A 13,826-nucleotide genomic window follows, 5' to 3' on the forward strand; every position below is an offset into this window, starting at 1 on the left:
CCTATGCGCAACGAATGGACCATCGACCCGGAACGCGGCCTCTGGCTGTTCCGGGCCAGTCGGCTGGAAGCCCTGCTCGATCCCCTCGAGGCCCTGCTGTCGCACCTGCCGCCGGCGTCGTTGCTGGCGCCACAGACCGTGCTGGTGGGGCATCCGGGCCTGCGCCATTGGCTGCGCGATGGTCTGGCCCGCAAGCGCCGCGACGGCATCGTCGCCCACCTCGACATCGTGCTGCCCAGCCCGTGGCTGGATGGCCTCGCGCGGCGAGTGCTCGGCGAGCCGCTGCTGGGCATCCGCGCCTGGCAGCGCGAGGTCTTGCGCTGGCGCCTGCTGCCGCTGCTGCCGCAACTGGACGACCCGCGCGTGGTGGCCGCCTTTGCCGGCGACGATGACGGCCGCGAGGCCTTCGCGCTGGCTGATCGTCTCGCCGCCGCGCTGTCGCCGCTGATGGTCTACCGCGAAGGCTGGCTGCGCCGCTGGGATGAAGGCCGCGAAGCCATCGCCGGCGATGCCCTGCTGCGGAGCGCGTGGCGTGCGCTGCGCCGCGGCCCGGCCTCCCGCCATCGCGGCGAGCGCCTCGTCGCGCTGGCCCGGCGCTTGCGCGAAGGCCCGCCGCCCGCGGGGCTCGACGACGGCCCGCTGCACGTGTTCGGCCTCAACCATCTGCCGCCGCTGGAGTTGGACGTGCTGAGCGCCCTGGCGCGGCACCGGCCGGTGGTCTTCCACGTGGCCGACCCCTGCCGCGAGCACTGGGTGGGCCTGCCCTCGGGCCGCGAAGCCATGCAACGCGCGCTCAACCGCGACGACCGCGGCGAGAGTGAATTCCTCGCCCTCGACCATCCGCTCCTGGCGGCGTGGGGGCGGCTGGGCCAGCACTTCCTGCTGGAGCTCGAAAGCGCCGAGTTGGCGCTGGAAGAGCGCAGCGGGAAGGACTGGGAAGAGCGCGCCGACGACCCCGCCCCGCGTGCCCTGCTGCAGCGTCTGCAGCGCAGCGTGCTGTTGAACGACATGGCGGCGCTCGCGCCCCCGCTGGGGCTGCCGCGCGAGGAAGCCCGCGCCGACGCCAGCCTGCGCATCCACGCCTGCGCCACGCCGCTGCGCGAGCTGGAAGTCCTGCACGACGCCCTGTGCGCCGCGTTCGCCGACATCAAGGGCTTGCAGCCCGCCGAAGTGGTGGTGGTCTCGCCGCGCATCGAGCGCTACCGCGCGCTGATTCCTGCCGTGTTCGGCGAGCCCGGCCGTCGCGACGGGCCCTGGCCCTACCACTTGGCCGACATCCCGCTCTCGGCCACGCACCCGATCTACCGCGCGCTCGATATGGCCCTGGCCCTGCCCACGCGCCGGCTGACGGCCCAGGGCGTGCTCGACCTGCTCGACATCGACGCCGTGGCGATGCGCTTCGGCCTCGACGGCGGCCACCGCGACACGCTGCGCCATGCGCTCGAACGCGCCCGCGTCGCCTGGGGCCTGGACGGCGCCGATCGCGCACGCTTCGGCGCGCCGGACGACGACACGCACAGCCTCGCCTGGGGCCTCGACCGCGCGATGGCCGGGCACGTGTACGGCGGGCGCGAACCCGGCGTTCGCGCACTGCCGGACGGCCAGCCCGTGCTGCCCTTGGACGGCGTGGACGCGGGCGTGGCCGAGGCGCTGGGCCGAGCCCACGCCCTGCTGCTGGAGTTGCGCGAGTGGGTGGCGCTGGGGCGCAGCGCGCAGGGCGGCGACGACTGGGCGGCGGCGCTGCAACGGCGCTTCGAGGCGCTGCTCGGCGCGCCCGCACTCGACGCCGAAGGCCGCGAAGCGCTCGACACCGCGAAGGGCCTCGTCGTCGCCTTGCGCGAGGAATGGCGCGATGCCGGACTCGTCACGCCGCTGCGCTGGGCCGCGGTGCGCGAGGCCCTGCTGGCGAAACTGGAGGCGGTGCCCGAACGGCAGCGCTTCCTGATCGGCGGCATCACCTTCTGCGGCATGGTGCCGCAGCGTGCGATCCCCTTCCGCGTGGTCGCGGTGCTGGGGCTGGACGAAGGCGCGCTGCCGCGCCACGTCGAGGACGGTGGGCTCGACCTTCGCCGCCTGAAGCCACAGCGCGGCGACCGCGACCTCGCCAGCGACGACCGCTACCTGTTCCTCGAAACCGTGATGGCCGCGCGCGAGCGCCTGCACCTGAGCCACGTCGGAATCGGCGCGAACGACGGTCGGCCGCGCAACCCGGCCGCACCGCTGGCCGAACTGCTCGACACCTTGGCACGCTTCGGCGATGCGTCTGCCGACGACGAAGCGCACACCCTGTTCGACAAGGACAGCGGGCTGTGGCCCTGGCAGCGCCGCGCGCCGCTGCAGCCGACGGCGCTGGTCGCGGCGCTCGCGAGCGAGACGCCATCCATGACGAATGACGCGGCCCCCGCGGGCGCGACGCCTCCGACGTCGGCGCTCGATCTCGACACGCTCTGCCGGTTCTTCCAGCAACCGGCGCAGCAGGTGCTCCAACATGTGTATGGCGTGCGTCTCGACGCCCTCGACGACGAACGTCTCGACGAGAACGAGCCCCTGCTGCCGCGCAGTGACCCGCGCGAGGCCTGGGCGAAACGGATGCTGCTCGACGCGCTGGCGAAGGGCACGACCACGATCAGCGACCAGCCGCCGGAAGCGTGGCGGCTCGACGGCCGCCTGCCGCCCGGCGCACTGGGCGAGGCGGCGTGGGAGAAGGAGGCCGAGAAGGCACAGAAAGCCCTCGCCGCCTTGCGCCCCAGCGAAGGCCCCCTGCCTTGGCCGCTGCCGCCCGCGCAATCGCGTCCCGTGCGCCTCGCGCTGCAGAACGGCGAGCTGCGCGGCCAAGTGGCCGTGCACGAGGCCGCGGACGGCACGCTCTGGCTCATGGATGCCGCGCCCGGCAAGAGCCCGAACGACCTGCACTTCGGCCTGCGCGTGCCCGCCTTCCTGCGCTGGGCCGCGCTGCGCGCCAGCAGCGACGCTCCCGTGCGCGTTGCACTGGTGACGGCGAAAGGCCTCGCGCCTTGGGGTGAGGCCTTGGCAGCCGGGGACGCCACCCAGCGCACTTCGCAGGTGCAGGCCCTCGTCGCTTACCGCGCCGCCGTGCTCGCTGGAGAACGTCGCTACAGCCCGGGCACCAGCTGGGCGGCAGCGAACGCCGACGCCGATGACGACGAAGCCATCGTCAAGGCTTGGGAAGGCGCCGACTTCAGCACCGGTGAGCGCGACTACGCGCCGGGCTACGCCGGCCTGCTCGGTCGCGACTGGCACCTGCATCCCGGCAGCGAGTCCCTCGACCGATTCCGCGACGATGCCCGCGCGCTCGTGGCGTGCCTTCCCAAGGACGCAGGCGCGACCGGCGCCAAGGAGGACGCCGAATGAGCGTCGCCCTCGACTGGACCAACGCGCCACTGCAAGGCCGGCTGCAGATCGACGCCAGCGCCGGCACCGGCAAGACCTGGACGATGGCCGCGCTGTACCTGCGCCTGCTGCTCGACGACGCCGACGGCCGCCCGCGCGCCCTGCCCGAACAGATCGTGGTGAGCACCTTCACCGAGGCCGCCGCGCAGGAATTGGGCGCCCGCCTGCGACAGCGTGTCGAAGAAGCCCTGCGCTGGTCGCGGGCGCCGTTGGCCGCGCCCACCACGGGTGTCGCCGCGGAAGATCCGGTGCGGGCCTGGGTGCGCCAGCGCTGGGCCAGCGCGCCGAGCCAACGCGAGGCCGACCGCACGCACCTGCTGGCAGCGCTCGCGCAGCTCGACCGCGCGCCGATCGGCACCTTGCACGGGCTCTGCCACCGCATCCTCTCGGCGCATCCGCTGGAGAGCCGGCAGGGCTTCCAGCCACTGGCGCTCGGCGATGGGCGAGGCGTCCTCGAGGCGATGGCCCGCGACCTGCTGCGCCGCATCGGTGCGGGCGAGCCGCCGGAGCTTGCGCGCACGCTGCCCAAGGGCTGCAGCACCCTCGACGGGCTGACGAAAGCCATTGCCGCGCTGCTGCAGCCCGGTGTGGTGGTGACGCCAGCGCCGACGCACGAGGCCCTGAGAGCACTGATCTCTCCCGCCATCGAAACCACGCTGCGCGCGCTGACGGTCAAGGCAGGCCACTTCAAGGACGCACGATCGGCGCAGCACAAAGCCGCGATCGCGCTGTGCGCTTTCCTGGATGCCGGCGGCGAACCGCCTGCCAATGCGTCGGCTCTCCTCGCCAAGGACGACTTCGGTGCCTGGGTGCTCCCTGCGGCGGAGAGCTTGCTGCGCGACGCCCAGTTTCAATGCGGCATGGCATCCCTTGTCACCGCGATCGAACAGGCCACCAGCCCCGAGCGCGCGTTCTGGGCGTGGTGGTGGCCGGAGCTGCGCGCGATGCAGAAGGCCCGCAGCCTCGAGATCGGCGAGATGGGCTTCGACCGCCTGATCGAGCAGGTCAGCGGCGCGATGCGCGAGCACGATTCGCCGCTGCCCGACGCGGTGTTCGCGCGCTGGCCCATCGCGCTGGTGGACGAATTCCAGGACACCGACGGCGCGCAGTACGCCCTGCTCGACCGCCTCTACCGCGACAACACCGGCGCGAAGCGCGGCCTGTTGGCGATGGTGGGCGACCCGAAGCAGGCGATCTACAGCTTCCGCGGCGGCGATATCGCCGCCTACCTCGCGGCCTGCCGTGATGCCGATGCCACGCTGACGCTCGACACCAACCAGCGTTCGTCCACGACCTACGTCAGCGCCTGCAACACGCTGTTCGACGGCGCACGCGCGCGCCTCGGCACCGGCACGACGCCGATCACCTACGCGCCGGTGCACGCCGCCGGCCGCGCCGACGCGAGGCCGCTGCTCGAGAACGGCCAGCCCATCGCGGCGCCGCTGGTGTTCCACCGCCTCGATCTCGCGCTGCCCAACAGCGTGATGCGCCCGAAGGCGATCGACGCCTGCGCCGCACTCGTGGTCGATCTGCTCGCCTCGGGCCGCCATCGCTTGGGCGACCGTCCGCTACAGCCGGGCGACCTCGCCGTGCTGCTGGTGTCGAACGCCGAGGTCTCGGCCCTACGCCGCGCGCTGCAGCGCCACGGCGTGCCCTGCGCGGGGCAAGGCCGGCAGACGGTGTTCGATTCCGAGTGGGCGCGCGACCTGTTGCTCGCCCTGTATGCCGTCCGCCATCCGGGCGACGCCGGCGCCCTGCGTGCCGCCCTGCTCACGCCGCTGTTCGGCCTGACGCCGCCAGCGTTGCCCGTACTCGAAGCGAGCGGCGGGCTCGACGCCTGGCGCGAGCGCTTCATCGCGCTTCGGCAGCGCTGGTCGCGCGCCGGCGTGCTGGCCGTGGTGCAGGCGCTGATCGAACTCGCCTTGCCCGTGCTGGCGAACCGCGACGAGAAGGACGGCGAGCGCGCCCTCACCGACCTTCGCCATCTGGGCGAATTGCTGCAGCAGGAAGCGGAAGCGGGCCATTCGCCCGATGCGCTGCTGGATTGGATGCGGGCGCAGCGCGAGGACGAGGAAGCGATTGCGGGCGGCGAGCGCAGCCTGCGCCTCGAGTCCGATGCGAAGCGCGTGCGGCTAATGACCCTGCACGCCAGCAAGGGCCTCGAATTCCCGGTAGTGCTGCTGCCCACGCTGTGGGCACATGAGCATCGTCCGCCGAAAGGGCCGGCCATCGCCTCGCAGGACGCTGACGGCCGCCGCGCCGCGGTGTTCGAGGCCTCGGCGCTCCGCGACGCGAGGGAGGCGCTGCAGGACGAACGCTTCCGCTTGCTGTATGTCGCGCTCACCCGCGCCGAGCACGCCTGCCACGTGTTCACGCTGCCGCCGGAGCGGCCGTCGCAGCGGCAGGGCAAGAAGAAGAACGCACCCCCAGCGAAAGTCGACCCCGACCGCTCCGCGCTGGACGCGCTGCTGTCTCGTTGGCCCGAGGCTGAGCGCGAGGGCCCCGGCATCGCGTGGCGTCCGCATTGGCCGCTGCCGCCCGATTCACCCTATGTCGCCCGCGAGGCGGTCGGCACGGCGGCCGAATCGATACCGGCCGCGCCCGCCGGCTTCGCCCTGCCCGGCCGCTACAGCTTCTCCAACCTGAGCGGGCACGGTGAACGGCGCCACGTCGAAGCCAGCGCCGCGGACGATGAGCGCAGCACCACGCCCGAGACCGACACGACACGCGACACCGCGCCCGCGCCCGAGCCGACGCCTGCCTTCGACGACGACGCCCTCGCGACCTGGCAGGCGCTCGCGACGGTGCGCGGCACCGGTTTCGGCCAAGCCGTCCACGACCTGTTCGAAGCCCGCGAGCCCGGCCGGGGCTTCGCCGCCGACCTCGCCGGCGCGCAGCGCGCGCTGGAGCAGCACGCGGTGCGCACCTCGGACGGCAGCCCGCTCAGCACGGCGGTGCCGCGCGTCGCCGCCATGCTCGACCGCTGCCTCGCGGTGCCGCTGCCCACCGGCAGTACCGTGCCCTGCACGCTCGGCGGGCTCGCACCCGGGCAGCAGGCCCTCGAGCTCGCCTTCCAGTTCCACATCGACCAAGCCTCGATGGCGGACCTGCGTCGCCTCGCCGTCGCGCACGGCGAAGCGGCGCTGATTCCCGAGGGCCCGATCGACCGGCTGCGCGGCGCGATGGTGGGCGCCATCGACCTCGTGTTCGAACACGCGGGCCGCTTCCACGTGCTCGACTACAAGACCAATGCGCTGCCCGAGCTCGCCGACTACACGTCGAGCGCCCTCGTGGCCGCGATGGACGCACACCACTACCGCTTCCAGGCCTTCCTCTACACGCTCGCCGTGCATCGCTACCTGCGCCAGCGCCTTCGCGACCGCTACGCCTACGCCACCCACGTGGGGCCGGCGATCTACCTGTTCGTGCGCGCCGCCGGCCTCGCACCCGGGCTCGGCCTGTGGTCGCAACACTTCGCGGAGCCGCTGGTCCTCGGCGCCGACCGCCTCTTCGCCGGAGCGTCGGCATGACGACGCAGCCGCATCCGCTGATGGCCCGCTCCGCCACCGGCCTGCCCGAGGCATGGCGACCCATCGACCGCCTGCTGCACCGCTGGGTGCTCAGCCACGGTGGCTCGGAAGACCTCGCTCGCTTGGGTGGCGCATTGAGCGCTGCGACCGGCGAAGGCCACAGCGCGCTCGCCGTCGAGGACGCGCTGCGCTTGGGCGCCCCGACGCTGGATCCCGACGCCCTCGACGCCCTGCTCGGTGCGTGGTTGGGCCCGGCCGAGGCCGACACGCCCTTCGTCCGCGACGGGAACGCCCGCGTCTACCTGCGCCGCTACTGGCAGGCGGAAACCGCCATCGCTGCGGCCGTCGCCGAGGCCGTGCAGGCGACGCTGCCCGCGCTCGCCACCGCGATCGACGAGGCCACGCTGGACGCGCTGTTCGGCGGCCCGTCGACGCCCGAGACCACGCCGCAGCGCGAGGCGGTGCGGCGCTGCCTCGGCACGCGGCTGTTCGTGCTCACCGGCGGGCCCGGCACCGGCAAGACCACCACGGTGCGCCGCATGCTGATGGCGCGACAGCGCCTGCAAGACACCCCGCTCGCCGTGCGCGTGGCCGCGCCCACCGGCAAGGCGGCGCAGCGTCTGGCGGAATCCCTGCGCGAGGGCGAGGGCCTGCCGGTGGCGCCGGTGGCGCTCACCGTGCATCGCCTGCTCGACTACCAGCCGCACGCGCAGGCCTTCGGCCGCCATCGCGGGCGGCCCATCGAGGCCGATCTCGTCGTCGTCGACGAAGCCTCGATGCTCGATCTCGAAACCCTGCACGCCCTGCTCGAGGCCCTGCCGCCGCACGCGGCGCTGTGGCTGGTGGGCGATGCCGACCAGCTCAGCCCCGTGGGGCCGGGCTCGGCGCTGCAGGACCTCGTGCAGGCCTTCGAAGCGCGGGACGCCTCGCCGCTCGTGCGGCTGCGCCACAGCTTCCGCGCCGAAGCGGCGCTCGCGGCGGTGAACGCAGCGCTGCGCGAAGGCGACGGCGGCGCGCTTGCCGAGGCCATCGACCGCAGCGAGGGCGCGGTGCGCGTGCTCGGCACGACGACGCCCGCGACAGTGCAGGCCGCCCTGCGCGACTGGGCCGAGGCCCTGCTCGCCGATGGCGCCATGCCGGTGCTGCCGGCCGATCCCGCGCAGGCGGCCACGCTCGCCGCAGCGGCCCTGCGCGGCCTGAAGGCGCGGCAGTGGCTGTGCGCCGTGCGCGACGGTGCCTTCGGCAGTGTCGAAGCCAACCAGCGCCTCGATGCCGCGCTGCGTCGCCACGCGGGCGCGAACGCGCAAGGCGAGTGGTATCCCGGCCGCCGCGTGCTGGTCACCCGCAACGACACCGACACCGGCCTCTTCAATGGCGACGTCGGCCTCTGCCTCGCCGACGCCGATGGGCGACTGCACGTCTGGTTCGAACGCATCGACGAAGGCGGCATCGCGCCAGCGCGCGCCCTGCCGATCGGCGCCCTGCCCGCCTTCGATCTCGGCTTCGCGCTCACCGTGCACAAGAGCCAGGGCTCGGAGTACTCCGAGGTGGCCGTGCTGCTGCCGCCGGACCCGCAGCACCGCGTGCTCTCGCGCGAGCTCCTCTACACCGCCGCCTCGCGCGCCAAGCGCGCGCTCACCCTGCACGCCGACGACGCGGTGATCGACGCCTGCCTCGACCGCCCGGTGCGACGCGCCGGCGGCCTCCACGTGCGGCTGGCGGAGGCCCTCGCGGCCGCGGCGCCGCGCGACGCCGGCTCAGTGCCCAGCTGAGGGCGCGGCGCCGTCCTTGAACACTTCGCTGACCCGGTCCGCGAGACCGATGGCCAGCTCACGCTCGGCGTAGAACACCTCGCCGAGACTCGCGCCGGCCAACAGCTCGGCTTCGTCGGCGCTGTGCGTGCGAAGAAGGATGCGGATGCCCGGACGCAGGGCCTTCGCCGTGGTCGCGATTCCGCGCACCGCCAGCAGGTCCGACGCGGCGACCACCAGCAGGCGGGCATGGTGGAGATGCGCCTGCACCAGCACCTCGGGAAGCTGCGCATCACCCAGTACCGCAGGCTGGCCGCGTCCACGCAGTCCCTCGACGAGGTCGCGCTGCGTCTCCACCACCACGAAGGGCAGGCCACGCGCCGTGAGCTGCTCGGCGAGCACGCGGCCCACGCGGCCGTAGCCCACCAGCACCGCATGGTCGCGCAAGCGCTCGGCGTCGACCGCATCGGGCAACACCGCCAAGGGGTCGGAGAGGTCCTGCGGCACGGCCTGTGCGGCGCCCTTCGCCTCGAGGCGCTTCTTCAGCGGCTCGACCGCGGCGAAGAGCAGCGGATTGATCGCGATCGACACCACCGCGCCGGCGACGACGAGGCTCATCGCCTCCTGGCCGAGCAGTCCCAGCGCCAAGCCGAGCCCCGCGAGGATGAAGCTGAACTCGCCGATCTGCGCGAGGCTGCCGCCGACCGTCAAGGCCGTGCGCCACGGGTAGCGCAGCGCGCGCACCACGGCGATCGCCGCGATCGTCTTGCCCACCACCACCACGCCCACCACCGCCAGCACGCGCAACGGCTCCTCCACCAGCACGGCGGGGTCGAACAGCATGCCCACCGAAACGAAGAACAGCACCGCGAACGCGTCCCGCAGCGGCAACGACTCCTCCGCCGCGCGATGGCTGAAGTCCGACTCGCGCATCATCATCCCGGCGAAGAACGCGCCGAGCGCGAAACTGACGTCGAACAGCGCCGCAGCACCAACGGCGATGCCGATGGCCGAGCTGACGACGGCCAGCGTGAACAGTTCGCGGTTGCCGGTCTTGGCGACGGCCCACAGCAGCTTCGGATAGATGCGCCGGCCGATCACCAGCATCACCACGAAGAACGCCGTCACCTTCAGCAGCGTGAGGCCGATGGCCGCGCCCAGCGCCTTGCCGGAAACGGCCGCACCCGCACCCTCGGGCAACATCAGCGGGGCCAGCACCGGCAGCAGCACCAGCACCAGCACCATCACGAGGTCTTCGACCACCAGCCAGCCCACGGCGATCTTGCCGTCGCTGCTTTCGAGCAGGCCGCGCGCCTCCAGCGCCTTGAGCAGCACCACCGTCGAGGCCACCGAAAGCGTCATGCCAAACACCAGGCCCGCGCCCCAGGGCCAGCCCCACCAGTGGGCCAAGCCGAAGCCCATCGCCAGCGCCGCCGCCATCTGCAGCAGCGCGCCCGGCAGCGCGATGCCGCGCACCTTCACCAGGTCGTCGAGCGAGAAATGCAGGCCGACGCCGAACATCAGCAGCATCACGCCGATCTCGGCGAGCTGGCTGGCCAGCGCCATGTCGGCCACGTAGCCCGGCGTGGCCGGACCGATCAGCACGCCCGCGGCAAGGAAGCCGACGATGGCCGGAAGCCGCAAGCGGTGCGCCAGCCACCCGAGTACCAGCGCGCCGCCGAAGGCCGCGGCCAGCATGATGATGAGGGTCACGTCGTGTGGCATGGGCGCTCCTTTTTTCTTGCTCGATCAGCACCTTACCGAAGCCATCCGGAACGTGATGCGAACGGCCGGGTGCTGATGCGCGATCATCCGCCCATGCCCACCACACCGCCCCTGATCCGCACCGTCGCCGCCGTCATCAGTGATGACGCCGGCCGCGTGCTGCTGGTCCGCAAGCAGGGCTCCTCCACCTTCATCCAGCCCGGTGGCAAGCGCGAAGCCGGCGAAGCGGCACTCAGCACCCTTGCGCGCGAGTTGCAGGAAGAACTCGGCGTCGCGCTGGTCGAAGGCAGCGCCGAGCGCCTTGGCGAATTCGAAGCCGATGCCGTGAACGAGCCCGGCCGCCGCGTGCGCGGCGAGGCCTACGCGGTGCGCATCGATGGTATTCCCGCCGCCTCGGCGGAGATCGCCGAGCTGGCGTGGGTCGCGCCGCAGGCCCCCTTCCCCGTGCCCGTAGCACCGCTCAGCGCGGAGCACATCCTCCCGGCGTGGCGGGCTTGGTGGAACGCCTGACGCCGCGCCCGCGGTGTGTCACATTGCGCCGTCCCCGCACGGCGCCCTCCGTCCCCGCGTGAGCACGTTCCGCCTTCCCCGCCAGCGCGATGCCCTCAGCGGCTTTGCCGATGACTTCGCCACATGGTGCGAGGCCGCGGACGTGCCGCCGGCGGTGGCCACGCGCTTCCAGATCGCCTTCGACGAGCTGCTGACCAACGCGATCTCGCACGGGGCCGCCTCGCCCGAGCCGCTGCTGGTGCAACTGCGCGCCGACGCCGGTCGTCTGGAAGCCGAGATCGTCGATGCGGGCCCGCCCTTCGATCCGCTGGCGCAGGCCGCGCCCGACACCACGCTCGCCCTCGACGAACGCGAACCGGGCGGCCTCGGCCTGCTGCTGGTGCGTGAACTCATCGACGAAGTGCACTGGCACCACGACGGCGCGCGCAACCACCTGCGCCTCGCCCACCCGCTTTCCGACGCCCCCGCCACCACCGGCTGACCACGACATGCTCGACATCGAAGACACCGACCACGCCGGCGTGCGCCTGCTGCAGCTCAGCGGCCGCCTCGACACCAACACCTCGACGGTCTTCGACCGCCACTGCAGCGAGCGCGTCGGGCTGGACGCCCGCGTCGCCGTCGACCTCGCCGGCGTCGACTACGTCAGCTCGGCCGGGCTGCGCGTGTTCCTGATGCTGGCGAAGAAGCTGCAGAAGGGTGGCGGCGCCCTCGTGCTCTGCGGCCTTGCTCCAGCCGTGCGCGAAGTGTTCGACATCGCCGGCTTCAGCCGCATCCTCACCCTCGTCGCCGACCGCGACGCCGCGCTCGCGCAGCTGCGCTGATGGCGAACGCCGAGGCCACGCGTCGCATCAGCGGGCGGGGGGTGCAGCGCCTGCCGCCCTGGGCGGCGGGCAGCCTCGGCTTCCTGCTGGTGGGCCTCGGTTTCAGCGCGCTGGTGGCCCTGCTGTTCTGGCGCACGCAGGCCGCGATGATCGGCGAGATCCACGCCGGCCTGCAGCGCACCGCGCGGATCGCCGTGCAATCCATCGATGTGGGCGGGCACGGCGATTTCACCTCGCCCGCGCAGCATCGGTCACCCGAGTACCAGCAGGCCATCGCGCCGCTGCGCGCCGTGCTCGCCGCCGACCCGGAAGTGGCCTTCGCCTGGACGGTGGTGGAGCGCGAGGGCGTGCTGCATTTCGTGCTCGACGGCTCCACCCCGCGCCCGGGCGACACCACGGTGGCGCCGGACTGGGTGCAGATCATGGAGGTGTTCGAGAACCCGCCGGCCGATCTGTTCACCGCCCTGCGCGAAGGCCGCAGCGTGGTGTCGCAGCCCTACACCGACGAGTGGGGAAGCTTCATCAGCGCCTTCGAGCCGCTGAAGAACGGCGAAGGCCGCACCGTCGCCGCGCTCGGCATCGACCTGCGCCTCACCCAGTACGAAGCCCGCCTCGCCCCGGTGCAACGCGCCGCACTGCTCGCCCTCGGCGTGGGCTGGGTGGTGGCCTTCGTCGTGGGGCTGGCCGTCTGGGCCAGCCGCCGCAACGACCGCACCGCGCGCGAACTTGCGCGGCAGCTGCGCACGGTGAACGCCCTGCTGGCCGTTTCGCGCGCGCTCTCCACCGGCGTGCGCCTCGACGAACTGCTGCCGGTGATCGTGGCGCAGACCACCGAAGTGATGGGCGTGGAGCGCAGCGGCTTGCTGCTGCACGAGCCCGCCACCGGCGCGCTGCGCTACAGCGTGGCGCAGGGCCTCGACGCCCGCAGCGTGCCCGCGTTCGCGCCCGGCGAAGGCATCGCGCAGCGCGCGCTGCGCGAGGGCCAGCTGCAGAACGTGCCGGATTGCAAGAAAGACACCGCCTTCAGCAGCCGCCCCGACGAAGGCACCGCCCTGCAGACGCGCAACCTGCTGGCCCTGCCCATCCGCCGCGGCGACGGCCAAGCCGTTGGCGTGCTGGAAGTGGTGAACAAGCTCGGCGACGAGGGCTTCGACCGCGATGATGAAGTGCTGCTCGAAGCGCTCGGCGGCCTGGTGCTGATGGCCTTCGATCGTGCGCGGCTCACCGAGGTGTACGTCGAGAAGCAAAAGCTCGACGAGGCCCTGAAGCTCGCCGCCTCCATCCAGATGAGCATGGTGCCGCAGGCGTTCCCGAAGCCCGGCACCACGCCGGTCGAGGTGCACGCGCAGCTGCTGCCGGCCAAGGAAGTGGGCGGCGACTTCTACGACTTCTTCTGGCTCGACGCCCACCGCCTCGCGCTGGTGATGGCGGATGTGTCCGGCAAGGCCATGCCCGCTGCGCTGTTCATGGCCAAGGCGAAGACGCTGGTGAAGGCCGCCGCGCTGTTGATCGACGGCCCCGACGAGATCCTGCGCCGCGCCAACGACGAGCTGGCCGCCGACAACGACGCCGGCATGTTCGTCACCGTCTTCCTCGGCATCCTCGACACCCGCGACGGCCGCCTGCGCTACAGCAATGCCGGCCACAACCCGCCGCTGCGCGCGAGCACCGGCACCTTGAGCGCCCTCGACGGCGCCGACGGCGTGGCGCTCGGCGTGATGGAAGGCCTCGACTACCGCAGTGCGGAGCTCGCGCTCAGCGCCGGGGACGTGCTGTTCCTGTTCACCGATGGCGTGAACGAAGCAATGGACCCGCGTGGGCAGCCTTGGGGTCAGGCCGCGATGGAGGCTTCGTTCGCTGCAACGGAAGGAACGATGGCGGCAAGGAATGAAGCGATGGTCGCAGCGATCCGCAAGCACGCGGCGGGTACCGAGCAGAGCGACGACGTCGCGGTGTTGATGGTGAGGTGGCGGTGATCTTGTAGCGGCGACTGCGTGATCGCCGCTGGAGGTCCGATGTCGGCCAGAAGCAGTCATTCACTGGGCTAGGCCAAACACAGCCAATCGCTTGGTTGG

At 72.5% G+C, this 13,826-nt stretch carries 8 protein-coding genes; 7 read left to right on the forward strand and 1 reads right to left on the reverse strand.

Annotated features, from left to right (window positions below):
* The first annotated feature begins 3 nt into the window (after positions 1-3).
* Genes ACIQ6S_RS08520 through recD form a run of 3 tightly spaced genes read left to right on the forward strand, consistent with a single transcriptional unit; the run spans position 4 to position 8,713 of the window.
* Positions 4-3,372: an exodeoxyribonuclease V subunit gamma gene (locus ACIQ6S_RS08520; RefSeq protein ID WP_397607985.1), complete on the forward strand. Its 3,369-nt coding sequence runs from the start codon at positions 4-6 to the stop codon at positions 3,370-3,372.
* Positions 3,369-6,941 carry a UvrD-helicase domain-containing protein gene (locus tag ACIQ6S_RS08525; RefSeq protein WP_397607986.1) on the forward strand — a complete coding sequence of 1,191 codons (3,573 nt, stop codon included), beginning with the start codon at positions 3,369-3,371 and terminating at the stop codon, positions 6,939-6,941. Before ACIQ6S_RS08520 ends, ACIQ6S_RS08525 begins: the two co-directional genes overlap by 4 nt.
* The gene (recD, locus tag ACIQ6S_RS08530) at positions 6,938-8,713 is read left to right on the forward strand and encodes an exodeoxyribonuclease V subunit alpha (protein WP_397607987.1); all 1,776 of its coding nucleotides are present in this window, start codon (positions 6,938-6,940) and stop codon (positions 8,711-8,713) included. Before ACIQ6S_RS08525 ends, recD begins: the two co-directional genes overlap by 4 nt.
* Here recD and ACIQ6S_RS08535 read toward each other — a convergent pair.
* Positions 8,699-10,417: a cation:proton antiporter gene (locus ACIQ6S_RS08535; protein WP_297866483.1), complete on the reverse strand. Its 1,719-nt coding sequence runs from the start codon at positions 10,415-10,417 to the stop codon at positions 8,699-8,701. The genes recD and ACIQ6S_RS08535 overlap by 15 nt on opposite strands.
* A gap of 93 nt (positions 10,418-10,510) precedes the next feature.
* Between ACIQ6S_RS08535 and ACIQ6S_RS08540 the strand changes: the two genes are divergently transcribed.
* The 4 genes from ACIQ6S_RS08540 to ACIQ6S_RS08555 are packed head-to-tail and all read left to right on the forward strand — an operon-like array spanning position 10,511 to position 13,727.
* Positions 10,511-10,927: an NUDIX domain-containing protein gene (locus ACIQ6S_RS08540; RefSeq protein WP_397607988.1), complete on the forward strand. Its 417-nt coding sequence runs from the start codon at positions 10,511-10,513 to the stop codon at positions 10,925-10,927.
* A gap of 58 nt (positions 10,928-10,985) precedes the next feature.
* Positions 10,986-11,408 (forward strand): ATP-binding protein, encoded by a 423-nt coding sequence (locus tag ACIQ6S_RS08545; RefSeq protein WP_397607989.1) that lies wholly within the window; start codon positions 10,986-10,988, stop codon positions 11,406-11,408.
* Between the two features lie 7 nt (positions 11,409-11,415).
* Positions 11,416-11,751: an STAS domain-containing protein gene (locus ACIQ6S_RS08550; RefSeq protein WP_297866479.1), complete on the forward strand. Its 336-nt coding sequence runs from the start codon at positions 11,416-11,418 to the stop codon at positions 11,749-11,751.
* A complete protein-coding gene (locus tag ACIQ6S_RS08555) occupies positions 11,751-13,727 on the forward strand; it encodes a SpoIIE family protein phosphatase (RefSeq protein ID WP_397607990.1) in 1,977 nt (658 codons plus the stop codon). The genes ACIQ6S_RS08550 and ACIQ6S_RS08555 overlap by 1 nt, the downstream gene beginning before the upstream one ends.
* Positions 13,728-13,826 lie beyond the last annotated feature (99 nt).

Source organism: Silanimonas sp., from assembly GCF_044377035.1.
Taxonomy (GTDB): Bacteria; Pseudomonadota; Gammaproteobacteria; order Xanthomonadales; family Xanthomonadaceae; genus Silanimonas.

What these genes read in the sequence shown, in the direction of transcription:
- ACIQ6S_RS08520 (WP_397607985.1), top strand. Translation starts at nt 4, where the DNA reads ATGCGCAACGAATGGACCATCGACCCGGAACGCGGCCTCTGGCTGTTC.
- ACIQ6S_RS08525 (WP_397607986.1), top strand. Translation starts at nt 3,369, where the DNA reads ATGAGCGTCGCCCTCGACTGGACCAACGCGCCACTGCAAGGCCGGCTG.
- recD (WP_397607987.1), top strand. Translation starts at nt 6,938, where the DNA reads ATGACGACGCAGCCGCATCCGCTGATGGCCCGCTCCGCCACCGGCCTG.
- ACIQ6S_RS08535 (WP_297866483.1), bottom strand. Translation starts at nt 10,417, where the DNA reads ATGCCACACGACGTGACCCTCATCATCATGCTGGCCGCGGCCTTCGGC.
- ACIQ6S_RS08540 (WP_397607988.1), top strand. Translation starts at nt 10,511, where the DNA reads ATGCCCACCACACCGCCCCTGATCCGCACCGTCGCCGCCGTCATCAGT.
- ACIQ6S_RS08550 (WP_297866479.1), top strand. Translation starts at nt 11,416, where the DNA reads ATGCTCGACATCGAAGACACCGACCACGCCGGCGTGCGCCTGCTGCAG.
- ACIQ6S_RS08555 (WP_397607990.1), top strand. Translation starts at nt 11,751, where the DNA reads ATGGCGAACGCCGAGGCCACGCGTCGCATCAGCGGGCGGGGGGTGCAG.